The following is a 24114-nucleotide window of genomic DNA, read 5'->3' as shown; positions in this document are numbered from 1 at the left end:
CAGACCCTGCGGCCGTCCACGCGGCCGGTGCGGTGGTCGAAGGCGGCGTACACCATCAACGCCAGCGCGGGCGCGGCGAGCGCGCGGACGACGGTGGCGCGGCCGGCCTCGTCCAGCTCCAGCTGCTCGACCAGCCGGTCACCGTCCTTCGCCCGCGCCCCCGGCCCGTACCGGGCGAGGTGCTCGGCCAGGTGCTCGGTGCACATGAGGTACCCCGGCTCGGCGGGATGCTCGGCCTCTCCCCACAGGCAACGCTCGACGTCGCCCGGCCCGTGTGCCTGGCAGGCCCGGCAGGTCCACCAGCCCTCGTCGTCGACCGGTTGCCGGTTGACGACGTTGTGGGCACCGCACCGCGGGCACTCGGTGATCTCACTCATGACGCACTCGCCCCCTGTTCTCCCCCGGTCTCCTACCTGGACGCGGCCGGCTGATCACCGAGCGGCCCAGGCGGGTCGCCCTGGCCTGGCGCATCGGCATCTCTGAGGGCAGAGCTTTTCATGCCTGCGCGGCACGCGCAGCGCTGCTGCCGCAGGCCGCGTGTGGGGCGCCGGTATGTCCACCCGGATGGGACGAGGCGCGGAGGCACGGGTAGCGCCCCCGATGCACTCGGTTGAGTTCGTGCGGGGTGGCGAGGGTAGGTGTTCGACAGATGTGCCGGTTTGCGGCAGGGTTCTTCCACGTCTGGCTACACAGTCGGAGCCGTTCTCGCTGGTGATGAGCGGACCGCCTGTTCGGGAGCGGAGGAACCTCATGAGTCGTACCACGCGCGCCGCCAAACTCGTCAACACCGTCTTCGGCCCTGCACTGCGGGGCCGGGACGATCCCGCGGCGGCGTGGGCCAAGGCCGTTGCTCGGGCCGAACGGGCGGCCGGTACCACGGACCCGGAGTTCGCTGCAGGTCTCGGCGCGGTTGTCGCCGGCGTGGCCGAGATCCCCCGGCTGTCCGCCCTGGGCTGGACGCTCGCCCTGACCACGCTCCAGGACAGGTATGTCAACCGGCTGCGGATCAACGCGCTACTGGCCAACCGCCCCGAGATCGCCGACGAGCCGATCGAACGCCCGGTGTTCGTACTGGGGTTGCCGCGCACGGCGACCACCCTTGCGCACCGGCTGCTGGCAGCCTCTCCCGAGCACCGCGGCCCGCTCCTGTGGGAGATGGGATACACCGGTCTTGAGGATCCCGCGGTCGCCGCCCGGCAGATCAAGCGGCACGACCTGGGCAGCCGCATCACGACCGCGCTGTTCGCGCCGGGGCTGAAGGATCAGCATCCGACCGCCGCCGCGCAGCCGGAGGAGTCGATGTGGCTGCTGCCGCACGGCTTCTGGCAGGCACAGTTCGGCCCGATGCCGTCATACGCGGCATGGCTCGCGGGACGCGGCGCGGCCGGGCCGGCCTGCGACTTCGAGCACCTGAAGCGAGGGCTGCAGGTGCTTCAGCACGGTCGTGAGCGCCGGCGCTGGATCCTGAAGTTCCCGCAGCACCTGAACGACATGCCCACGATCAAGGAGGTGTTCCCGGACGCGACGTTCGTGTGGACGCATCGCGACCCGGCCGCCGTCGTCGGATCGACCTGCAGCCTCATCGAGACCGCCTGGTCGCTCTACCAGAACGACCCCGACCGGACCGAGATCGGACGGTTCGTGCTGGACATGCTGGTCACGATGGTGACCAACGGCCTGGAGTCGCGGCTGGGCCTGCCGCCGTCGGCGATCGTGGACGTGCCCTACCACCGCCTCAGCGCCGAACCACACGCGGAGGTACCGCGCGTGTACGCGGCGATCGGGGCGTCATGGACGACAAGCGACCAGGCGCGGCTCGACGCCGTGCTCGCGCGACCCGCGGGCAGCCGCCCACACCGCTACGACATGACCGACTACGGACTGTCCCCCGAACGGGTCACCGAGGCGTTTGCCCCCTACCTGGGTCTCCTGGGAACATTCGACGCGACGGACGCCGCACCCACGACCGAACTGTGACGCGTCCTGGCGCTTTGCTCACCGGATCAACCTCGGTGTCCCGTTCGGCGGTAGTCCCAGTGGTCCGGTCACGTGCTCGCAGGGCGCGGCCGGGCACTGATCAGCCGCTGTGGCGGGATGAGCCTTCCCTCCATCTCGCTGCGCAGTGCCGGCATTCGTGATCATCGGCGTGCACGTCGGCGCGGCAGCACACGTGCCGGGTCGCATCGGTCTCGCAGACGATGTCGGACAACGTGGTGACGTCCTCGCAGCCCGAATGCTCGTTCAGGGTCACGACCCGTTCCGGGCGGCCGTCCAGGACGGCGATCAGATCGCCCCGGGTCGGTGATGGTGACCCGGGTCATCGGCAGCGACTCCTACCGAGCGATTATGGCAAGCCTCCGGGTGCGGAACGCGGACATCGAGCCCCAGGCAGCAACCGCGGCCAACACCGACGCCGGGCGATGACCAGGGCCGCACGCCGGCCAGTGACATCAAACCGGGAGGCGCGGTCGGACCCGCGCGCTTGTTCCGCGTGCGTCGGCGATGGTCAGCATCGCCCGCGGACGCTGTTCAAGAGGTGCTGACGTGCTCGGAGCCGATGACGTCGAGCAGTTGGAGCTGTTCGGCTGCGGCGGTGCCGGGCTCGGCGGTGAAGATGATCATCCGCAGGTCGGCTCCCTGGACGGTGACGATGTCGCAGTCGAGTTCGATGGGGCCGAGTTCGGGATGGTCGATTGTCTTGCGTTCATTGCCGTGCTCGCCGAGGGCGGAGGTGCCCCACAACCGTTCGAACTCGTCGCTACGCTGACGCAACGTGCTCACCATGGAGGCCAGGTCGGAGTCGTTCAGATAGCGCGCGTGGACCCGGTGCAGGTCGGCGACGATCGATGCCCGGTACTGGTCGGGTTCCGGGTGGCGCACCCGCCCGGGATCGCCCAGGAAGATGCGCCAGACGAGGTTGTCGTCCCGTTCGCCGCGACCACGCGGGTCACCGGTCAGCGCGGTCCACATCGGATTCTGGTCCAGGCGCGTCCAGGCGGCATCGAACACGGCCACCGGGGTGTCGGGGAAGCGATCGAGGAGGCGCCGCACGCTCGGCGTGATCCGGCGGGGCATCAGCGCCCGTAGGTCGCTGGCGTGTCCGGCCAGACGCAATGCGGTCGCTGTCTCGGCCTCGGAGAGGCGCAGTGCCCTGGCTAGCGCGTGTACGACGCTGGCGGTGGGGTGGGCGCGGCCCTGCTCGAGTCGTTTGACGTAGTCCGGGGAGACACCGGCCAGCCAGGCGACCTCTTCTCGTCGCAGCCCCGGAGTCCTGGTCGACGTGAACCCGAACGGCGAGCCGATGTCGGCCGGCTGCAGCCGCCCACGCCAAGTGCGCAGCAGCGGTCCGAGTTCGAGGAGGGCTTCCATGTCCTCCATTGTCCTCTCCTACAGCCCGATGAGGGTGGGACAGGGCGGGCCAGGCTGTCACGCGCGCCCGACCGCAGAGTTGTTCTCGGCCGGGAATCGGTACCGGACCGGGAGGAGATCTTGCATGGCATCACCCAGAGAACGGGCATCGGTGGCACTGGTCACCGGAGCGAACCGGGGTATCGGGCTGGAGACGGGCCGACGCCTCGTCGACGCGGGCCACACCGTGTATCTCGGTGCCCGCGTCCCGGAGCGGGGTGCGACGGCGGCCGCGGAGATCGGTGCGCGGTTCGTTCCGCTTGAAGTCACCTCCGACGAGTCGGTAGCGGCGGCAGCCGCCCAGGTGGCAGCCGAGGCCGGGCACCTCGACATCCTCGTCAACAACGCCGGCATCACCGGCCCCCAGGGCGACATCCACGATCTCATCGCCGCAGGGATCGAGCAGGTACTGGCCACCAACGTCGTCGGGTACGTCCGCGTCATCCACGCCTTCCTGCCGTTGCTGGAACGCGCCGAGGAGCCGCGCATCGTCAACGTCACCAGCGGACTGGGATCGCTGGCCCGATTCCATGACCTGTCCACGATCGAGTCGCGAGCAGGTAGCCCGTTCTACGCGGCTTCGAAGGCCGCAATCAACATGCTGACCGCACGCTATGCCCGGCTGCTGCCAGGCATCCGGATCAACGCCGCCGACCCCGGTTTGACGGCGACCGCGTTCACCGGCGACATGGGCCACTCGGTCACGGACGGCACCGACGCGATCATCCGCTTCGCCATCGGCGAAGACCGCAACCTGACTGGCCGCTACCGCGACCGCGACGGCGACGTCCCCTGGTGATCCCGCCCATCCCATTCATTCACTTCACGACCCCACGACAACCTCTCCAAGGAGCATCATGACCTTCCTCATCACTGGAGCCACCGGAAACGTCGGCGGCGAGCTCGTCGCCCAGCTGATCGACGCCGGGCACGACGTGCGCGCATACGTGCGCAACGTCGACAAGGCCCGCCGGCAGCTGCCAGAGACGGCAGAACTCGCCGTCGGCGACCTCGACGACACCGCCGCGCTGCGCAAGGCGGTCGAAGGAGTCGACGGTATCTTCTTCATGCAGGCCGCCCCGGTTCCCGCACAGGCACAGAACGTCGTCGACGCCGCGAAGGCAGCGGGTGTGAACCGCATCGTGGTGCTGTCCTCGATCGGGACGGTGGTCCACCCGATGCCGATCATCGGCGCCGCAATCAAGGCCCGCGACGACGTGCTGCGAGCTTCGGGCCTGGCCGTCACCTACCTGAAGGCAAACACCCTCGCTTCCAACGCGCTGTGGTGGAAGGACAGCATCGCCGCAGAGGGGAAGGTCTACGACCCGACCGAACCCGGCCTGACACCGCCGATCGACTCCTATGACCTCGCCCGTGTCGCGGTCACCGTGCTGACCGAGCCCGGCCACGAGGGCCACAGCTACATCCTCAACGGGCCGGAGGCGCTCTCCGCCCGGGAGCAGGTAGAGATCCTCGTCGACGTCCTCGACCGTGAGATCGAGTTCGTGCCCGTCACCCCCGAGCAGTTCGCCGAGATCAACATCTCCCGCGGCACCCCGGAGCCGCAGGCGCGTGGCCTGCAGAACCTGCATGAGCTGTTCCGCGCCGGCCGCTCCGGCATCCTCAGCGAGGACGTCCAGAACCTTACCGGCATCGCCCCCCGCACGTTCCGCCAGTGGGCCGAGCAGCACCGCTCCGAGTTCAACTGACGTCGCCGGAGCGTGGGGCGCTCGGTCACCCCAGCTGAGCGCCCACGCTCCCGTGTCTCCACACCTCAAACACCAAGAGCTGCAGTCGACCTGCGTCCGGCACCGGAAGCACTCACGTGGACGGCAGCGCCGCCTGGTCGCCGCGAGCCACCTCGCCGGGTCGCCGCACGCGCGCGGCGACCAGCGCCGTGACGGCCCAGGTCCAGAGGGCCACGGCGATCCATGGTGATGCGGCGCCGAGCGTGTCGGCGGCCAGCCCGACGGGGTTCGGCACGCCGACACGGTCCAGCAGCCAGCCGGTCGCGGCGACGGCCGTGAGCGTGGCCGCGAGAACCCGGAGCGCGGTGTAGGCGCGGGTGCGTGCGAGGACCACCAGTGGCGGCAGCACGACCAGTACGACCAGCAGCTGCATCACCTCGATGCCGAGGTTGAATCCGAGCAGGTTCAGGGCGAGCTCGGTACCGGACAGCTCCAGCGCGGACAGCGTCATGGAGAACGCCATGCCGTGCACCAGTCCGAACCCGCCCGCGACGAGGGCCTCCCGGCCGGGAAAGAGCGGGCGGACGGCGTGGACGGCGGCGGTCAGGATGCTGACGGCGATCCAGGCCTCGACGGGTTGTCGCGGTACGGGGAGCCCGAGCGTGCCGAGCGCGAGCGTGACGGAGTGCCCGATCGTGAACGCGACGGTGATACCGGTGATCCGCCAGGCAGCCCTTGCCGTCGGGGAGACCGCTCCCCAATGGCGTCCGGCCGCGAGCAGGGGCGCGGGCAGCAGGAGCGTCAGCAGGAACAGCTGGTGATCGGTCCCCTCGGCGATGTGCGACATGCCGTGGCGGAACATCCCGGCGAATCCGTGCGCGCCGCCCTCGTCGGCGTCGAGGTCGACGTCCAGCGGGGCGACCGTGCCGGTGCGCGTGTCGAGCGTGATCGTGCCGAGGTTGCGGGCCGACGTCGCCCCCGCGGGCTGACCGGTCTCCGAGTTGCTCGTCGTCGAGCCGGCGGCGGACACCTCTGCCGTCGCCGCGCTCGACGAACCGTCGTCCAGGACGTCGCTGCGCAGGATCACGAAGATGTCGGCGGTGACGACCTGGTGGATGATTGCGTCGTAGGCGAGGGAGAACGCGCGTGGGCTCACGCCCGACGGCGGTGTGAGCGTGGCGGTGGCGGTGACCGCCGGGAACTCGCCGGTTCCCCACTGCTCGGTCCGCGCCGTGGCGGCGTCGTGGACCTCGACCTGCCACGCCTCGCCCGCGGTGGTCACGGCGAAGTGGTCCTCGATATACGTCTCGATCGCCGTGGCCGTCGCACCCTCCAGGGCTCCCTCGGGAACGGCGATCCCGCTTGCCGTGGTGAGATCGGTGGCAGGCAGCGTGAGCTGCGCGGTGACATGATCGTCGTGGACGTCCAGTTCGATCGTCGTGGACGGCACGACGTGCGCCGACGCGGGGGCCGGGGCCAGTAGGGCGGCCGCGCCCGCCGCGAGGACGGCGAGCGCGGCGCGGAAGATCTTCTCTCTCATGGTCAGGAGCTGAGCCCGCCGTAGTCGTTGTTCTTGTCCCGCCACACGGCGTGGGGGTGGGCGCCGTCCAGGACTATGCCGCCCTGCATCGAGAACTCGATCCAGACCGACGGGCCGTCGATGCGGACGTAGGCGCCGGTCGACTCCATGGTGGCGTCGCCGGCATAGGCGATGTGCGTGTCGTCGAGTTCGTCCTCGTACTGGGCGAGGATCCGCTCGGCGTTGTCGGCGTCGATATCGCCGACGTACCTGTCGATCGCGGCGATCAGCAGGTCCTTCTGGTCGTCGGAGAGCTCAGAGGCCGCGATGCCCTCCTGCTCCTGGGGGAACGCCCAGTCGGTGCCGGGCCCGAGCAGGATGTCGCCGTACGACTCCGGGAGCTCGGCGGCCGCGAGCTGGTTGTCATCGAACGAGCCGAGCAGTTCGGCGAACGCCGTCCGCTCCTGCTGCTCCGGCATCACCGTATCCCCGCCGACCTCGACCTCGTCCATCGGCTCGATGCCCCGGAACGACGGCGTCGCACCGGCGAGCTCCCCGTCGGTGTAGGTGTTCGCCAGCGCCAGGTGGTGACCACCGAACTGCAGCTCCCACGTACCGTCGTCGGTGGGTTCACCGAGGAACGCGATGTAGAAGTTGCCGCGGCCGTAGTCGTCCCCACCGCCGTTGTCCGCCAGGTAGTCGTCGGCCTCGAGGTGCTGCATGATCTCGTCGAAGCCCTCGTTCTCCTCCGCGCCCGTCACGCCGGCAAGCAGTTCCTCCAGCGCCGTCCACTGCTCGTCCGACAGCGTGCTCGTCGCCAGTCCGACCCGGGCCGTACCGCCGCCCGGGCCACCGCCCGTCAGCAGCGCCTGAGGAAAGTTCGACCAGGCGGCGGCGTTCTCGAACGTGTAGTCCTGATTCAGCTCGGCGATCTGGTCGTCGTCGAGCGTCGCGGCGAAGGCCTCTGCCAGAGCGACGACGTCGCTCGAATCGCCGGACGAGGTCGTACTCGCGGCGGACGAACCGGTATCCGTCTCGGAGGAACCCGCGTCACCCGTGCCGGAGCAACCCGTCAGGACCATCGCGAAACCCGCCGTGCAGGCGAGGGCCCGAAGCATTGCGCTCCGGCCGTCGCCATCTACCTCGATGTGTTTCTTCATGTGCGAGAACATACAACTCAATTCTGTGAATCGCGACATGAATTCCTTTTCTGGTGACGACAAAAGAATATCCTGTAGAACCACTTTGCCATGGCTATGAGCGCGCCAGGAATGCCCCGCCGATTTCCACGACCGCTGAGCGTCAGCTCACTGCCGTCACCGTGATGGTCGCGCGGTAGAACAGCGGGCCGAGGTCAGCCCGACCATGTGATGTCGCAGGACATCGGAATGGCCTGAAGCTACGGATCGTAGGTTCAGGCCATTCCTCATTCGCGGGCAGGTCCGGGCAGGCGGCGGCCGGTGCCCTGGTAGATCTTCGTCGAGTCGAGGGGCGGCTGTGTCACAATGCTGCCGCCGCTTCCTCGGTCGCGGCCCGGTTCGTCTGCCGCATCGCGGCGAGCACGCTGTCGATGTGGGCGGCCATTGCTGCCTCTGCCGCGACCCGGTCGCGTGCGCAGATCGCATCCACGATCGCGATGTGCTCCTCGACGGACTTGGCCGGTCGGCCGGGCTTCATGGCGAGCCGGTACTGGTGGCGCACGATCTGGCCCCGGAGCCGGGCGATCAGTGCCCGTGCGGTGCCTTGGCCGCTGATCTCGTGGATGCAGGCGTGCAGGCGGCGGTTCAGCAACCCGTACTCGCCGACGTCGCCGCTGCCGGCAGCGTCCTTCATCTGCGCGGCGATGCCGCGTAGTTCGGCGATCTCGTCGTCGGTGACGCGCTCCGCGGCCTTGCCCGCGCACAGCGACTCTAGAGCCCGGCGGACCTCGGTGATCTCGATGGCCTCGTCGAACGGGATGACGCGCACGCGGGCACCCCGGTTCTGCACGCGCTCGACCAGGCCCTCGCCCTCGAGGCGGCCGAACGCGTCGCGGACGGCGGCCCGGGACGCCCCGAACCGCTCGACCAGCTCGGACTCGATGAGCCGCTGTCCAGGGACCAGCTCGCCCTCCAGGATGAGCGCCCTGATGTCCGCGTCCACAGCCATGTTCGAAGATCTCCGTCCAGCAGTCGGGGTCCGGTTTCAGGCTCTCGGGGATTCTTTCAGCATCAGTCGCCCTTGAGCGCAGACTCGATCCACGCGGCGGGCACCAGGTCGGCGAAGGCTGGCGGCTCGGGGATGAGTCCGCTCTCCTGGTGGAAGGTCGCGGACGTCTCGTACCCGCTCTCGGTAGGCACCGGGGTCTCGGCGATCTCGTCCTGCAGCACGGGCGTCAGCAGCTTGATCGTGTCGGCGTCCATGGTCGACTGGTACTTCTGCAGCAGTTCGGCCGCGGCGACGGCGTCGGTGCTGATGAGCTCCTCGGCGCTCGCGATGCCGCGGACGAACGCCGCAACGGCGTCCGGCTTGTGGTCCATCACCTCCTGCGTGGTGAACAGTGCGCCGTGGACGGCGTCGGCCAGCGCGGGCACGTCGCCGCGGGCGGGCGAGATGAAGATGCGGCCGACGCCGGTGGCCTCGGCCTGCTCGCCGACCGGCTGGAAGAACGACAGAGCGTCGACTCGTCCGGCCTTGAGCGCCCCGATCGCGGCCGACGGGTCGGCGCCCAGGTTGACCAGCGTGACGTCGGTAGCGGTGTCGAGGCCCTGCTGCGCCAGCAGGTACGAGATCAGCGCCTCGGTGCCGCTGCCCGGCCCGGTGATGCCGATGGCCTTGCCCTCCAGCGCGCCGACCTTCTCCTCGAGCGGCGCGTCGTCGAGCGAGGCCGGGATGCCCTCCCCGGCGATGACGTCGACGTAGTACTCGTTGACGAGCGATCCGATGACCCGGGCCTCGTCGTTGATCTGGTAGAGGTTGTACGCGTCGGTCATGACGCCGCCGGCGATGTCGATGCTGTCCGACTCCAGGGCTGCGGCCAGCTTGGCGCCGGTGCCGAGGCGCGGGCGCTCCGCGAGGGTGAGCCCTTCGTCCTCGAAGAAACCCTGGTCCTCGGCGACGAAGATCGGGAAGAACGCCACCGAGTCGCTGATCTGCCCCACGTCGAGCGTCATGGCGTCGGCACCCGTGGCGGGCTCGCTGCTCCCGCTGTTGGCACAGCCCGCAGCTGCGACCAGGCTGATCGTGATCAGGGCGGCGACGCCGGCCCTTCGGGCAGGGGTCCTGTGTGTCGTGTTCATGAGAGCTCCTCCTTGAGCTGGCACAACTGGGCTGGCAAGACTGGGCACAACGGGGGCTCGCAGGTCAGGCATCGAGCGGCTTCCAGCGGCTCGTACGGGCGTCGATGAGCCCCACCAAGCCGTTGAGGACCATGGCGATGATCGAGAGGACCAGCAGGGTCGCGAACACGCCGTCGGTGTCGAACTTCGCCGACGAGTCGCTGATGAGGAACCCGAGACCACGGTTTGACGCGACGAGCTCACCGATGACGGCACCGATCAGCGCGTAGGGGATCGACACCCGCAGGCCGGTGAGCAGGCCGGTCATCGACGCGGGCAGCACCACCTTGAGCGCGATGTCGCGGCGGCTGCCGTTCATCAGCCGCACGGCGTCGATCAGCGCCGAGTCGACCTGGTGAACACCGGCTGCGGTGTTGATGAAGACCAGGAAGAACACCGACACGGCCGCGAGCAGCACCTTCATGTCGGTGCCGATGCCGAACCAGACGATGAACAGCGGAGCCAGCGCTACCTTCGGGATCGCATACAAGGCCATGACGTACGGGTCGAGGATTGCCCAGACCACCCGGATCGGCGCGATCAGGTAGGCGAGGACGGCGCCCGCTCCGGCGCCGAGCAGGAACCCGAGCACGATCTCCTGGATGGTGATCCAGGTGTTGGTCCACAGCGTGCCGTCCGCCGTCCAGCCGGCCAGCCGCTCCCAGATCCCCTGAGGCGAACTCACGTACTGCGGGTCGAGCACCGGGCCGGACAGAACCTGCCAGACGGCGACCAGCGCCACCAGGAGTCCGACCCGCCACGCCCAGACGATCGTTGTGCGGCCGTGCTTCGCCCGGAACCCGCGGTCCGCCTGCACCTGGAGCGGGCCGGCGGCGCCCAGCCCGGCAGCTCCGGCGTCGGCGGTGGTCACGGCGTTCATCGTGCGCCCTCCTTCAGTGCGGCGGACAGGCTCTTGTGCAGGGCGACGAACCGGGAGTCGACCCGGACCTCGTCGGGGTCACGCGGGCGGTTCAGGTCGACGTCGACGTCGAGCAGCACCGACCCGACCGGGCCGAGCACGACCACCCGGTCGGCGAGGAGCAGGGCCTCCTCGATGTCGTGGGTGACGAACACGACCGTGCGGCCGGTCCCCTGCCACAGTCGTAGCAGCTCGCCCTGCAGCTCCGTGCGCAGCTGGGCGTCGAGCGCGCCGAACGGTTCGTCGAGCAGCAGGGTCTCCGGGTCGGAAGCGAGCATCCGGGCGAGGCTCGCCCGACGTCGCATGCCGCCGGACAGCTCCCGCGGGAAATGGTGCTCGAAGCCCTTGAGGCCGACCAGCTCGATCAGCCGCTGCGCTTCCTTGCGCCGGGACTTCTTACCCTCGCCCCGCAGCTCACGTGGCATCTCGACGTTGCGCGTGACGTCCCGCCACGGCATGAGCGTGTCGTGCTGCGTCAGGTAGCCGATCTCGGTGCTGGGCCCGCTCATCGCGGTGCCGCGGTAGAGGATCTGACCCGCAGTGGGCCGCGTGAGGCCGGCCATCAGGTTCAGCAGCGTCGACTTGCCGCAGCCGCTACGACCGAGCAGCACGAGGAACTGTCCGGGCCGCACCGTGATGCTGAACTCGCGCAACGCCACCAGGTCCTGGTCCCCCTTGGCGAAGTACTTGGCGAGGTCACGGACCTCGAGCACGCCGTCGGCGTCGGTGCCGGGGGCGGCCGGGTGCGTCGCGGTGGAGGCAATCATCTCGGGCTCCTCTCCTTCTCGTCCTGCCGGTGGAACTCGCGCTCTTCATGGATCTCGCGCAGTCCGTGGATGTCATAGCTGAGCTCGCCCGCGAGCAGCCGCTCGCGCATGCGTGCCTCGCGGGCGAGCCGCGCACGGGTTGCGTCCAGCACGCCCGGCAGGCCCGCCTGAGGCACGACGACGGCGCCGTCCCGATCCAGCACGACGACGTCGCCCGGCCGGATCGGCTGACCGCCCAGCTCGACCGGGACGTCGAGGTCACCCGGATCGGTGCGGCGTGCGCCACGGACGCGAACCCAGCGGGTCCACACAGGCAGGCCGAGCTCGCGCACGTCATCGACGTCACGCACGGCGGCGTCGACGAGCATGGCGGCGGCGCCGCGCACCTTCGCCTGGGTGATGAGCAGATCTCCTACCAGGCCGACGGCGCGCGGCTCGGGCATGGCCAGCACGAGCACCTCACCGCGCTGGAGCACGGACATCGCCCGGTGCACCGCGAAGTTGTCGTCCTGGGCACAGGCCACCACACGGGCGGGTCCGGCCACGCGGGTGCCGGGCACGATCTGCTGCAGCTCGACGTCGACCATTCCCTGCCTGCCCGCCGCCTCGTACACGGTGGCGACGCCGGCGTCGGCCAGCTCCCGGCAGATCGTGTCGAGATCGGTGCTCATGTCGGAGTCGGTGCTCACAGTGCCTCCACCACGTTCGGCACCAGGCGCTGGAACGCCTCGGCCTGTCGGATCGTCTTGTCGCCCGTCACCTTGCGGGCGTGGTTGCCGCGGTGGCCCGCGCGTTCGGTGTAGTACTCACGCAGGTAGCTCTGCGCGGCCATCGCGGACATGGCCTCCTCCTTGCGGTCCATCACGGAGGTGATGTCGACGAAGACGGTCGGCACGAACCCGCACAGCTCGGGCTGGTGCGGCTCGAACACGAGGAACTCGGTAGGCGGCACCGTCCTGAAGCCGGACTCGACACCGGCGCCGGAGGTCAGCAGCCGCGCCTGAGCGGCCACGGTGTGCGCCACCGGGTGGTCCGGGTTGAACGGGTCCTTGTCCGGGTGCGTCAGCACGACGTCGGGCGCGAAGTCGCGCATCAGACCGGCGAGGCGGTCCACCGCGTCGGGCTCCGCGCGCAGCGGGTAGTCACCGAGGTCGAGGGCGACCAGCTCCGCGCCGACGGCCGCGGCGGCCGCCTCGGCCTCCTTGTGCCGCACGGCCTTCACGTTCTCCTCGGTCTGCCCCTCCTCCTTCCAGAGCTCTCCGGACTCGCCCCGCTCGCCGTAGGACAGTGCGACCACGACGGACTCGCCACCGGCGGCAGTGTTCTTGGCGATCGCGCCGGAGGCACGCCAGACGAAGTCGGCGCTGTGCGCGCCCACGACCAGGAGCCGGCGCCCGCTCATGCGCGCACCCCCTCGGAGCCGACAGGAGCTTCGACGGGGGCCCCGACGACCGCGAGCCGCCGGGAGTTCACGACCGCCATCGTGTGGATCTCCTCCTCGGAGAACCCGTTGGCCAGGAAACCGTCGGCGAGCAGCGCCAGTCCGTCCTCGACGGGCGGGTTGAACGGCTGCCCCAAGTCGCTGGACAGGACCGAGTGCTCGGGTCCGACGCGGCGGACGTGGTCGTAGAACTGCGCCCACGAGACCTTGCCGCTGTGCGGGGTCGTGAAGCACCGTTCCATGAGGGCGCCGTACTCGGCCAGCTCGCGCTGGGCGTCGACGGGGATCTTCTGCGAGGTGAACTCGGGGTGCGTCACCACCATGCGCCGCACTCCCGCCTCGGCCGCCGCGCGGACGACCTGGAGAATCTCCGCGCCGGACAGATGCCCCGTCGCCAGCACCAGGTCGTGCCGGGCGATGAGGTCGAGCACGTCGCGCAGGGCCTGCACCGGGCCGTCGTCGTCGACGACGGGGATGGCGGGCGCCATGATTCCGCGCTCGGCGAGTTCGTCCTGGATCTGGGCCCACATCGGCGGGACGGCGCCGGCCGGCGCCTGGGCGCGGCTCTCACGCTGGTTGGTGCAGTCGACGGTGGGTAGCCAGACGACGCGGGCGCCCTGCCGTGCCGCGATCTCGACGGCCACGGGGTTGAGCCCGCCGACCGAGGAGTTGAGCGTGATCGCGCCGAGAACGTCGGCGCCCGGCACGACCTTGCGCACGTTCTCTGCGCGCTCCGCCGTCGGCACGTAGTGCGACTTGAGCACGAACCCGGCCTGGCCGACGTCGACGAACCGCTGGGCGAGCTCGATGTCGCCGACGCGCCGCTTCATCACGTCGGGAGCGACGTGCACGTGTGTGTCGTAGGCGCCTCGGACGAGCTCACGGGCTCGTGCCGACGGAACAGGGTGAGCGTCGGGGCCGACGGAGGCCTCCGGGCCGATGCGGCCTTGCAGGCCGGCGTGGGCGTGGGTGTCGGTCATACGGTCCGTTCCTCTGCGTGGTTGGAATGTGCGAGCTCGACCAGGAGGTCGCGGCTCGCGCCGGCGATGCGGGGTTCGACGCCAAGCTCGGCCAACAGCTCGGCCGCCGCCGCCATCTCGTGGGACCGGCGCAGCGCGTGCTCGGCCGACCCGGCGACCAGCCGCTCGACCGTCGTGGCGTCCGCGCGGGCGAGCTCGTCGGCGATGTTGTCGCGCAGCCAGGGCTCGAGGCCGACGGTCCGCGCCGCGGCCAGCGCCTCGACGACGGCTGCGGCGAGGCCCTTGAAGAAGACGCTGCGCAACAGCTTGCGCGTGGCGGCCTGTCCGGGCCCGCCGTCGATGATCGTCACGCCGGCGCCCAGCGGCCCGAGGGTCTCGGCGAACTGCCGGGCGCCGGGGCCACTGACGAGCATAGGGGTGCGCAGGCCCCTACCGGGCACGGGGCTCATCAGGGCGACGTCGGCGAAGAGCGAGGTCGGCGACGACTCGGCGAGTGCCGCGGCCAGGTCGCGCTTGAGGCCGGCGCTCCCGGTGTTGAGGTCGGCCCAGACTGCCTGGTGAGCGGCCCGGGCGCCGTTGCGGAGCGCGGTCGGGGCATCAGCGGCGCTGTTGACGCTCAGCACGAGCTGGGCGCCGATGACGGCGTCCGCCTCGCTGTGGCGTACGTGGACTCCCGAGGGCGCCGGCCTGATCGGGTCGTAGCCCTGCACGACCGCGCCGGCGTCGACGAGTCCTCTTGCTATCTCGGAGCCGGCCTCGCCGAGCCCGAGCACTGCCACACGTACGGCCATCCTCGCCCGCCTCCTCTGGTGTCAACAACAATGTCGACAATCTGGTCGACATGAGTGTGCACCAGACCACGGTGGCTGCGCAAGGCGGGCCCGTCCGCTTCCGACAGACCCACGCCGGACGGCGGATGGCCGTACCGGTGCCGCGGGACCGAGTGGGCAGCCTCACCTGGCTCGCCGAGCGGATGGGGCTCGGGCTGAGACCAGCCCATACCTCACGACGCGGCGGAGCGGCTGACGCCGCCGCGTTCGACGATGTGCGGGGCCACGAGGCGACGAGCGACAGGCAGTCCAGGATCCGCGATCCTGTTGATCACGAGCTCCACCGCCGCACGGACGACCGCGTCCGGCTCCGACTCGACCGACGTGAACGGCAGCGCGTACAGGCGTGCCAGCTCGGACGAGTGCAGGGAGACGACGCTGGGCCCCCCGGGAGTCTTGACATCGACATCATGCAGGGCGAACGGCAGCATCGCCGCGGCCGCGTCGTTGTGAACAAGCAGTGCGTGCGGCGCGTCGGCACGGCGCAGCCGCTCGCCGAGCACCGCCCGCACCTGCTCCGGACCCACCGGGCATGCGAGCTCCTCGAGCTTCATGCCGTGGCCGGCCACCCGCTGCCGGACCGCGTCGGCGAAACGCAGGGCGTACGTGGCGCCCGCCGCGTACAGGGAGTCGGGCCATCGCACGAAGGTCACCTCGCGGTGCCCGGAGTCGGCGAGGTGGTCCACGAGCAGGCGCGCACCCACGGCGAAGTCGAGGTCCACGGCGTCCACCCCCCGGGTCTCGCGTGGCATGCCGAGGAGTACGGCCGGGAAGCCTGCGGTCGTGATCGGCTCCAGACGCGGGTCGTCCTCGACGACGTTGAACAGGACGAGGCCGTCCACCCGTCGTCCGGCGATCGCGCGGTGTACTGCCCCCACACCGTCCCGCTCGGTCAGCAACTGGACCGAGTAGCCCTGTTCGGTTGCCGCGTCGGAGAGAGCGACGAGATAGGTCGCAAGCGCCGGGCTGAACTCCGCCTCGTGGAATCGCACGACGGCTCCGATCGCCATGGTGCGGGACGTGGCCAGGGCCCTGGCACCGGCGTTGACGGAGAAGTTGAGCTTGGCGATCGCATCCTCGACGCGCTGGCGCGTCTCGGGCAGGACGAGCTTGCGGCCGGTCAGGACCGCAGAGACCGTGCTACGCGCGACGCCCGCCTCCCGGGCGACATCACCGATCGTTGCCATGCCACGCGCCTCCTCCGGCCGTTCTCCATCTGCGAGCGCGAGCGTATCGGTTCGCTGATGACCAGGATGGCAGGCGGCAACACGACGCACCGGCCTCCGGAGGCACATCCCCGATCGCACGGCCGGCCCAGGACCCCTTGTCGGCGATTGCCGTGAGTGATGTAATTGGCGAACCGGTTCGCTGACGAACCGGTTCGCCGGTCCGCGGCGTCGGCCGCGGTTGATCCGTACGCCGTCACGACCGCACCCGCCGACCCCGGTCGCCGGGGCAGAGATCCTCCGAAAAGGACCGCTCGCTGCGGAGCGGTCCCCGCACAGATGCAAAGGAGCGCTCGTGAAATACGCCAACACCCCCCGCCGGACAAGCCGGAGGGAGCGAATGCGACGAGCCGTCGCCCCGCTCGCGATCGCGGCGGTCGGCCTGGCGCTTGCGCCGGGCCAGGCCGCCGTCGCCGCCGACGAGACCGTCTCCGTCGACTTTGCCGTCTCGGGCGGCTCACCGCAGCACCTCGCCTCGGGAACCATCTACGGGATGACCGAGGACGGCACGCTGCCGCAGGACCACTTCTACACCGACATCGGGTGGAACTACATGCGCGCGGGCGGCGCCCAGCTCGACAACCCCGGTGGCTGGATCGGCGGGACGTACGAGCGCCGCTGGACCGCGACCAGGGAGCAGGCAGAGCGGACCGCCCAGCTCGGCGGGACGTTCGTCATCCTCGTGCACGACCTGTGGGGCGCGGACGGTGAGGCCCGTGCCGCCGTCTTCCCCGGTGACGACGGGGACTGGTCCTCGTTCGACGCCTTCCTCGACCGGCTGATCGCCGACGTCCGGACGAGCGGTGTCGAGGTGCAGTGGGACATCTGGAACGAGCCGGACGCCAGCCTCTTCTGGAACCGCACGCAGGCCCAGTACCTCCAGATGTGGAGCCGGGCGCACGACCGCATCCGGGCGGCCGTCCCGGGCGCGGTGATCGTCGGCCCCAGCACGGCCCGACCGCCGTCGGCGTCGAACACCTGGTGGACCACCTACCTGGACCACGCCAGGGCGACCGGCGACACCCCGGACATCTACAGCTGGCACGTCCTGCCCGGCGATCCGGTCGCGACGAGCCAGGCGGCTGACGCGCTGCTGGCCGAGCGCTCCCTGCCGCGCACCACGCGGTACCAGATCAACGAGTACGCCAGCCCGTCCGAGCAGACGCCTGCCGACGGCGCGTGGTACATCGCCCGGTTCGAGCGAGCCGGCGCCGTCGGCCTCCGCGCCAACTGGGGTGCAGGAGCGGCACTCAACGACTACCTCGCCAAGCTGCTCGTCAAGACCGGATCGCAGTACCTGCCCACCGGCGAATGGTGGATGTACAAGTACTACGGCTCCATGACGGGGAACATCGTCTCCACGACGCCGAGCCCGGCCTACGACGCCTTCGCCACGAAATCCGCCGGCAAGGCCCAGATCCTGCTGGGCGGCGGTGGCACGACCGGCAACATGGCGATCAACCTGAACAACCTCCACGCGACCTCAGACATCGCCTCCGGCAACCAGGTGCGGGTCCTCGTACAGCGTGTCCCCTACAACGCCGGTGGCGCGGTGCAGGGGCCCGAGACCATTTCTGACACCGTCGTCACGCTGAACAACAACGCCACGACCGTCAACATCCCCCGCACCAACTACGACGACGGCTACACCATCACCGTCCTGCCGCCGGGTGACGCTAGCTTCACGTCCGTGGCCGTCGCCCAGCACAGCGGCCTCTGCCTCGACAACACCGACCTCTCCCGGACCGACGGCAACGTTCAGCAGCAGTACCACTGCGAGGGTGGAGACCAGCAGATCTGGCGCTTCACCCCGGTCAGCGGAGTGGCCGACACCTACACGGTCACGAACGCGCAGAGCGGCAAGTGCCTCGACGTCTCGCAGGTGTCGACCTCCGACGGCGCCGCCGTGCACCAGTGGACGTGCATTTCCGGAGCCCACAACCAGCAGTTCCAGCTCAGGAAGGTGACCTACTCGGGCAACGCCGCGCAGGACTACCAGCTCGTCGCGCGCCACAGCGGCAAATGCGTCGACGTGAGCGAGATCTCCACCGCGCCAAGGGCCGCCGTACACCAGTGGACGTGCAACCCCGCCGGCCAGAGCAACCCGAAGAACCAGACCTGGCGACTCCTCGGCAGGTGAGACGACGGTGCGGGGCCGGCAGAGCCTGCCGGCCCCGTTCCCCCTCTCCCCTGGGGGGAGTCAGCCCGCTTTCGCCTCAGTCTCTGTCCACCTCGGAACGCTCGCCGCCGGTCACTCGCAGATGGAGCAGCCGCGCCGCCAGCAGGATCGGCAGCTTGAGCTCGACAGCCGTGCCACCGTCGACGACGGACACCGACTCGCCGCCCCACGTCGGGTACAGCACCTCGGCCTCGCCGGTGGCGATCAGGCCGGGCAGCGGCAGGCGGACGGTGTCGCCCTTCCTGTCGCCGGCCGAGGGGCCGGGTCCGGCCGGGCCGCCGCCCACGACGCCGTCGCGCCGCCAGACGGCCAGGTAGAGGTCGTTGCCGTCGCGAGCACCGGCCGCGATCCACCGGTCACGCCAGCCGGGCAGGCCGAGCGGCCAGACCGGGACGGAGCGTGCCACGGCGGCCCGCAGCGCGCGATGGACAGCCAGCCCCTGGCGGACGACGTCCCGCCGCCCCCCGTCGAGCGTGTCGATGCGCCCAGCCAGGTGCACCCGCGACGTCAGCGCTGTCACCAGGGAGAAGGCGATCTCCTCGGCGTCCATCGCGCCGTCCGCCGACGCCCATACCCCGGCCTGCTCCGGCGGGATCGCGAACGCGGCCGCGGCCGCGATCGGCGGGGTGAGACGGAAGTCCTGCTGGTCGGTCAGCGACTGGATTGGGAACACCGCACCGGAGGCTGCGTCGGTACGGGAGCCACCCGCGGCACAGCCCTCGACGACTAGGCCGGGATGCCGGTCCATCACCGCCGCCGCCCAGCTCAGGAAGGCGCGCCCCTGCCCGAGCAGGCCGTTGCCCGCGGGCTCCGGAGCTCCCGCCGCTGCGCCGGCGTCGGGGCGTCCGCCATCGGTCCCCGGCCCGATGTCCACGTTGTGGTCGAACTTGAGGTACGCCAGCCCGAACTCGCCCACGAGGCGGTCGACGACGGCGTCCAGGTGTGCTCGGGCGGCGGGATGCCGCAGGTCCAGCTGGTGCCGCCCCCATTCGGTGACCCGCCGTCCGTGCCGTCGGAAGAACGCCTCGGGCGGCAGTGCCCCGGCGACGGGGCTGCGCACCCCGACCATCTCGGGTTCGAGCCACAGCCCTGGCCTCATGCCGAGCTCCCGCACCCGGTCGAGCACCATCCTGAGCCCGCCCCCGGGAAACCGATTCACCGACGGCTCCCACGCGCCCACCGAGTCCCACCAGCCGCCGAACTCGTCGTCGTACCAGCCGGCGTCCATGACGTAGTACTCCGCACCGAGGTCCGCCGCGGCCTCGACCAGGGGCAGGACACGTTCCGTCGTGGGGTCCGACATCAGTCCGTTGAGAAAGTCGTTATAGATCACGGGCAGACGTTCGTGGTCCGGGTGCGCACGCCGGCCACGACGCCGGTGCGTGGTCAGCACCGCGGCGCAGGCGCCGAGCGTGGCGTCCGTCCCGGACGCGTGTCCGGGCACGACGGCGAGGCTCACCGGCACCGTCTCCACGAACGCACCCGGTCCCACCCGCCCCGCCCACTGGTGCTCCAGCGCGGTCGGGCCGGTGACCAGGAGGTACACGTCGTCGTACCGGTCACCCAGTTCCGCGTGCCACGCGCCGTTGGTCTCCACCTGCCAGGCGACCATCCGGCCGGTACGGGCGTCCTCCACCATCCCCTGCGCGAGATGCTCGGCCGTGGACCAGGCACCCGTCGAGGTCAGGGTGATGCGGTTCTTCGCACCGACCTGCCCGTACCGGGTCATCCCGACGTCGTACAACCCGCGCTCCACCAGGGTCGAGCGACGCCAGCGGAACTCCCCGCTCCACGGGTTGGCCGCCTCCCACACGGCAAGCTCGTCCTCCCAGCGTGCCCCGTGGCCGAGTCCGGAGAGCACGCCCGTGGTCGCGTGATCCAGCAAGGCCGTGGACGTCGCCGTGATCCGCGCGCTCGAGCGCACTGCCGGCACGCCGTCGAACGCCTGGTAGGTCACCGTGGCGCGCAACCCGGGGACGGCTCCGGCGGAGGTTCCGGCGGCACCGGCCGCCACGGGTTCCTCGGCCAGGTCGAACTCGAGCCAGGATGTGCCGTCCGCGTGTCCCTCCCGGTGGGCGGTGAGCCGGAGCCGCTGCGCGACGGCGCCGTCGACGTGTCGTTTGCCGGATGTTCCGGAGCGGCCTTCGCCGAGCACCGCCACTTCCAGCACCGGCAGCGCCGAGCGGCGCAGCGCCGCCAGATCGGGGCGCGGTTCGTCGGCGTGCCACAGCGCGACCAGGCGCGGCGCGCTGTCGGGTCCATGCGCGACGACGAGACGGACGACGTCGTTCCCCCATTCGAGGTACTGTTCGCCGTCGGTCGGCATGCCGGGAAGGTCGACGGTCACGCGATCACCCCGCTCACCGCGTCGGGTGTCCACTCCTCGCGCCAGACCAGCTCGCCCCGGCCGGCACCGGTCCGGATCGGCTTCATTTGAGCGAGCCGATGGTGACACCCGAACGCCAGTAACGCTGCATGGAGATCATCAGCAGCACCATGGGGATCGTGGAGATCAGCGACCCGATGATCACCAGGCCGGTCAGGTCGTACTGGCTGTCGACTCCGCGCTGCAGCCACGAGTACAGGCCGAGCATCACGGGCCATTTCTCGGCTCCCTTGAGGAACACCAGGGGCCAGATGAAGGTGTTCCAGGATGCGACGAAGTGCAGCAGGAAGATGGTCGCGGCGGCCGTGCTCATCAGCCGCGCCCCGATGGAGAAGAAGATGCGGTACTCACCCGCCCCATCGATCCGCGCGGCGTCCATCAGCTCACTCGGCACGGCGCCCTCGGCGTAGACCTTGGCGAGGTAGACCGAGAACGAACCGAACATGCCCGGCAGGATCATCGCCCAGATCGTGTTGTACAGACCGATCTCGGTGAACAGCAGGAAGGTCGGCACGATCAGCAGGGAGCCCGGGATCAGGAACGAGCCGATGATCAGGGCCATCGTCGCACCCTTCCCACGGTAGGTGTACTTGGCCAGGCCGTAGCCGGCGGCCAGCGCGACCGCGGTCAGCCCGATCGAGCCGAGGGCCGAGTACACCACCGTGTTCCAGAGCCACCGCACAAAGATCCCGTCCTGGTAGGTGAACAGCGCCTGGAGGTTGTCCAGCAGGCCTGGGCTCGCGAACCACATGCCGTTGGTCGAGTACAGATCCTCGCGACTCTTGGTCGCGGCGACCAGCAGCCACCACAGCGGCGCCACCGCGTACAGAGCGAGCATGACAAGGACCCCCAGCACCACCCACCGCGAGACGCCGCGCGCCTCGGACGCGCTGCGGTCGGAGATCTTCCGCCGGCCCAGCCGGGGCGACGTCGTCGACCGCCACGCTCCCGGCGACGTTCCGACCGGGGCGCTCATGCCTCCTCCCGGTTCGTGAAGCGGTAGACGAACGCGGAGGCCACGCCGACGACGGCGGCGAGGATCACCGAGAGCGCGGTCGCGTAGTTGAGGTTGCCCACCTGGAAGGCCTGGTTGTAGATCATCATCGCGGGGGTGAAGTCCTTGGTGATCGTCTCGGGCGTCACGGCCCGGAACAGCAGGGTCTGGTCGAAAAGCTGCAGGGTGCCGATGATCGACAGCAGGCTGGTCAGCACCAGCGAGCTGCGAACGAACGGGACCTTGATCGCGAGCGCGATGCGCAGTTCCCCGGCGCCGTCGAGGCGCGCGGCCTCGAAGATCTCGTGCGGCACGGACTGCAGCGCGCCGTAGAGGATGAGCATGTTGAACCCGAGGGCGCCCCACAGGGCCATGTTCCCGATCGAGAACCAGACCAGCTCACCCGAATAGAAGTTCAGGTCCAGCCCGAACAGGCGGAAGAACGCGCTCAGCGGCCCGACCACCGGGCTGTACTGGAACAGCCAGACCATCGTCGCCACCACGCCGGGCACCATGTAGGGCAGCAGGAGCACGACGCGGAGACGGGCCGCGGTGCGGCGTCGCGCGGCGTCGAGCAGCAGCGCGCATGCCAGGCTCAGCAACTGCGTCGACGGGACCACCACGAGCGCATAGAGGAACACGCGTAGCATTCCGGCCCAGAAGACCTGGTCCCCGAGACCTTCGACGAAGTTGTCCAGGCCGACGAACGCCACCGTCTGCTCGCCGAAGCCCAGCCCGCCGGCCGACTTCGTGGCGAACACACTCTCCTTGAGCGCCATCACCACCGGCACCAGGACGAACAGGCCGAAGCCCGCGAGGAACGGGAAGGTCAGCGCGGCACCCTTGAACGCCTGGACCGCGCGCCACCGCGGGCGGCGCCGGACCCGAGGGGAGGAACCGGTGGGTGGCCCGGAGGCCGGGTGGTCCGCGTGATGGGTGCCGCGCGGGCGGGTGGTCTCGGTCATGCTCCTCATCGGTGTCCTCCCCTCGTGTCCGTATGTCAGCTGCCGAGCGTGTACGAGATGCCCTTGGCGTCCAGATCCTTCGCGACGAAGTCCTGCACGTTCGCCAAGGCGTCCTCGAAGGTCTGCTCACCGGCCACGGCCTTGCCCCACTGGTCCTGCAGCTCGGGGAACCACGCGTCGAAGTTCGGGCCGGTCTCGAACTTGCCGATCACGTGCTCCTGGGCCTCCACGATGGCATCGACGGCCGCGGCGTCGTCGGTGAAGAAGCCCTCCGGGACGACGTCGGCGGCGTACTCGGACGGGTCGGCGATCTGGTTCGGGAACGCGATCGCCCCGGTCTCCGGGTTCCGCCCGGCCTCGATGCCCTCGGCGGTCGTCTGCCAGTCCGTGTACTTCATGACGGCCTCGGGGTGCTCACAGCCCACCGGCACGAACGCCGGGGCCGCGCGGCCGGGGGTCACGGGCTCGGCCGCGCCCTCGAACTGCGGGATCGCCGTGGCAGCCCAGTCGCCCGCGGACTTTTTCATGTCGGTCTGGTAGCCGGTCAGCGACCACCACTGCGTGGTCGTGGACGCCATGTTGCCGGAGTCGAAGTACGCATAGAGCGCGGGCTTGTCCTGGTAGGTCTCGTTGGACACGAGGTCGTCGTCGACGAGCTGCTGCATGACGTCGGCTGCCTTCAGCGTGCCCTCGTCCAGGAAGTTCACGACCCACTGGTCGCCGTCGATCGCGAACCACTCGGCGCCTGCCTGCTGCGCGAGGTTGATCAGGGTGCTCGGGTCCTCACCGGCCAGGTTGGCGATGTCGACGCCGTCCTTCTTGAGCTCGCGCCCGGTCTCGACGTACTCCTCCCACGTGGTGGGCACCTCGAGGCCTGCCTTCTCGAACGTCTTCGTGTTGTAGATCAGGAACTGCCCGTCCGACCCGGACGGCAGGCCGTAGTACCTCCCGTCGATCTGGGCCGCCGCGAGGGCGCCCTCGTGGTACAGACTTTCCGACGGGGTGACGACGTCGGTGATGTCCTGCGCCCAGCCGTTGACCACCAGTGTGGTCAGTGGCACGATCCCGGGCACGAGGCATGGGACCTCCTCACCAGCCTCGAACACGTTGCGGAAGTTGGTCTGCGTGGCGACGTTGCTCGCCTGCAGCACGTACTCGACCTTCACCTCGTCCTGGGCGGCGTTGAACGCCTCGGCGATCTGCTCACCCGTCTCGGCGTTCCAGCCCCAGACCTCGATGGTCACGGGGCCCTCCTCCTCCGGCTCCGCAGCCGGCGTGCCGCCCGAGCAGGCCGCCAGGCTCACGGCCGTCGCTGCAACGGCGGCCGACGCCGCCCACCGCGTGTGGTTCATCCTCATCTGTATCTCTCCTTCGAGACAGCCGCACCATGCGGGATATCGTTATCCTGTCTGCCGAAGGCGGCCGCGTCAAGTTCCCGTAATATACCTGTGACACGACCCGGTCCGGCAACGGCTCGCACGGGGAAATCGTCATT

Annotated in this window: 21 protein-coding genes; 4 read left to right on the top strand and 17 right to left on the bottom strand. The window is 70.0% G+C overall.

Features of this window, described 5'->3' with window-relative positions; genetic code table 11:
* Window positions 1–377, bottom strand: a 377-nt coding sequence (locus tag IIE03_RS25485) for a hypothetical protein (protein WP_192861858.1), incomplete at its 3' end; no start/stop codon positions are given.
* A gap of 373 nt (window positions 378–750) precedes the next feature.
* Here IIE03_RS25485 and IIE03_RS25480 point away from each other — a divergent pair.
* Entirely contained in the window at window positions 751–1977 is a 1227-nt protein-coding gene (locus tag IIE03_RS25480; protein ID WP_192865589.1) for a sulfotransferase family protein, read from the top strand.
* A 552-nt stretch (window positions 1978–2529) separates the two neighbouring features.
* Here the strand turns inward: IIE03_RS25480 and IIE03_RS25475 are convergent.
* The gene (locus IIE03_RS25475; protein WP_192865588.1) at window positions 2530–3369 is read right to left on the bottom strand and encodes a helix-turn-helix transcriptional regulator; all 840 of its coding nucleotides are present in this window, start codon (window positions 3367–3369) and stop codon (window positions 2530–2532) included.
* A gap of 124 nt (window positions 3370–3493) precedes the next feature.
* Here IIE03_RS25475 and IIE03_RS25470 point away from each other — a divergent pair, with 124 nt between their 5' ends.
* Window positions 3494–4207, top strand: coding sequence for an SDR family NAD(P)-dependent oxidoreductase (locus IIE03_RS25470; RefSeq protein WP_192865587.1), 714 nt, complete (start codon window positions 3494–3496; stop codon window positions 4205–4207).
* A gap of 58 nt (window positions 4208–4265) precedes the next feature.
* A complete protein-coding gene (locus IIE03_RS25465) occupies window positions 4266–5117 on the top strand; it encodes an NAD(P)H-binding protein (protein ID WP_192865586.1) in 852 nt (283 codons plus the stop codon).
* A gap of 112 nt (window positions 5118–5229) precedes the next feature.
* Here IIE03_RS25465 and IIE03_RS25460 read toward each other — a convergent pair whose 3' ends face one another.
* The 11 genes from IIE03_RS25460 to IIE03_RS25410 form a co-directional block, all read right to left on the bottom strand.
* On the bottom strand, window positions 5230–6636 hold the full coding sequence (locus tag IIE03_RS25460; RefSeq protein WP_192865585.1) for a HupE/UreJ family protein: 1407 nt from the start codon (window positions 6634–6636) through the stop codon (window positions 5230–5232).
* A gap of 2 nt (window positions 6637–6638) precedes the next feature.
* A complete protein-coding gene (locus tag IIE03_RS25455) occupies window positions 6639–7775 on the bottom strand; it encodes a DUF3500 domain-containing protein (protein WP_192865584.1) in 1137 nt (378 codons plus the stop codon).
* Window positions 7776–8115: 340 nt separating this feature from the next.
* On the bottom strand, window positions 8116–8763 hold the full coding sequence (locus tag IIE03_RS25450; RefSeq protein ID WP_192865583.1) for a GntR family transcriptional regulator: 648 nt from the start codon (window positions 8761–8763) through the stop codon (window positions 8116–8118).
* 62 nt (window positions 8764–8825) lie between these two features.
* Window positions 8826–9893 (bottom strand): ABC transporter substrate-binding protein, encoded by a 1068-nt coding sequence (locus tag IIE03_RS25445; protein ID WP_192865582.1) that lies wholly within the window; start codon window positions 9891–9893, stop codon window positions 8826–8828.
* A 64-nt stretch (window positions 9894–9957) separates the two neighbouring features.
* On the bottom strand, window positions 9958–10812 hold the full coding sequence (locus IIE03_RS25440) for an ABC transporter permease (protein WP_192865581.1): 855 nt from the start codon (window positions 10810–10812) through the stop codon (window positions 9958–9960).
* Window positions 10809–11618, bottom strand: coding sequence for an ABC transporter ATP-binding protein (locus IIE03_RS25435; RefSeq protein ID WP_192865580.1), 810 nt, complete (start codon window positions 11616–11618; stop codon window positions 10809–10811). The genes IIE03_RS25440 and IIE03_RS25435 overlap by 4 nt, the downstream gene beginning before the upstream one ends.
* On the bottom strand, window positions 11615–12307 hold the full coding sequence (locus tag IIE03_RS25430; protein ID WP_318843173.1) for an RraA family protein: 693 nt from the start codon (window positions 12305–12307) through the stop codon (window positions 11615–11617). The genes IIE03_RS25435 and IIE03_RS25430 overlap by 4 nt, the downstream gene beginning before the upstream one ends.
* On the bottom strand, window positions 12304–13020 hold the full coding sequence (locus tag IIE03_RS25425; protein ID WP_192865579.1) for a PIG-L deacetylase family protein: 717 nt from the start codon (window positions 13018–13020) through the stop codon (window positions 12304–12306). Before IIE03_RS25425 ends, IIE03_RS25430 begins: the two co-directional genes overlap by 4 nt.
* Entirely contained in the window at window positions 13017–14039 is a 1023-nt protein-coding gene (locus tag IIE03_RS25420; protein WP_225998307.1) for a DUF6282 family protein, read from the bottom strand. The genes IIE03_RS25425 and IIE03_RS25420 overlap by 4 nt, the downstream gene beginning before the upstream one ends.
* Window positions 14036–14830 carry a DUF1932 domain-containing protein gene (locus IIE03_RS25415; protein WP_192865578.1) on the bottom strand — a complete coding sequence of 265 codons (795 nt, stop codon included), beginning with the start codon at window positions 14828–14830 and terminating at the stop codon, window positions 14036–14038. Before IIE03_RS25415 ends, IIE03_RS25420 begins: the two co-directional genes overlap by 4 nt.
* A 212-nt stretch (window positions 14831–15042) precedes the next feature.
* Window positions 15043–16056 carry a LacI family DNA-binding transcriptional regulator gene (locus tag IIE03_RS25410; protein WP_192865577.1) on the bottom strand — a complete coding sequence of 338 codons (1014 nt, stop codon included), beginning with the start codon at window positions 16054–16056 and terminating at the stop codon, window positions 15043–15045.
* 379 nt (window positions 16057–16435) lie between these two features.
* Here IIE03_RS25410 and IIE03_RS25405 point away from each other — a divergent pair, with 379 nt between their 5' ends.
* The gene (locus IIE03_RS25405; RefSeq protein WP_192865576.1) at window positions 16436–18235 is read left to right on the top strand and encodes an RICIN domain-containing protein; all 1800 of its coding nucleotides are present in this window, start codon (window positions 16436–16438) and stop codon (window positions 18233–18235) included.
* A gap of 76 nt (window positions 18236–18311) precedes the next feature.
* Here the strand turns inward: IIE03_RS25405 and IIE03_RS25400 are convergent, their stop codons facing one another.
* From IIE03_RS25400 to IIE03_RS25385, 4 genes are all read right to left on the bottom strand, one after another.
* Window positions 18312–20621 carry a glycoside hydrolase family 36 protein gene (locus IIE03_RS25400; protein ID WP_192865575.1) on the bottom strand — a complete coding sequence of 770 codons (2310 nt, stop codon included), beginning with the start codon at window positions 20619–20621 and terminating at the stop codon, window positions 18312–18314.
* A gap of 82 nt (window positions 20622–20703) precedes the next feature.
* Window positions 20704–21636 carry a carbohydrate ABC transporter permease gene (locus IIE03_RS25395; protein ID WP_225998306.1) on the bottom strand — a complete coding sequence of 311 codons (933 nt, stop codon included), beginning with the start codon at window positions 21634–21636 and terminating at the stop codon, window positions 20704–20706.
* The gene (locus tag IIE03_RS25390) at window positions 21633–22619 is read right to left on the bottom strand and encodes a carbohydrate ABC transporter permease (RefSeq protein WP_192865574.1); all 987 of its coding nucleotides are present in this window, start codon (window positions 22617–22619) and stop codon (window positions 21633–21635) included. Before IIE03_RS25390 ends, IIE03_RS25395 begins: the two co-directional genes overlap by 4 nt.
* A gap of 35 nt (window positions 22620–22654) precedes the next feature.
* Entirely contained in the window at window positions 22655–23977 is a 1323-nt protein-coding gene (locus IIE03_RS25385; protein WP_192865573.1) for an ABC transporter substrate-binding protein, read from the bottom strand.
* Window positions 23978–24114 lie beyond the last annotated feature (137 nt).

The sequence above is a fragment of the Myceligenerans pegani genome (assembly GCF_014892515.1).
Lineage (GTDB): Bacteria > Actinomycetota > Actinomycetes > Actinomycetales > Cellulomonadaceae > Myceligenerans > Myceligenerans pegani.
The sequence above is the reverse complement of the archived record's forward strand: the minus strand, read 5'-3'. Positions and strand labels throughout refer to the sequence as shown.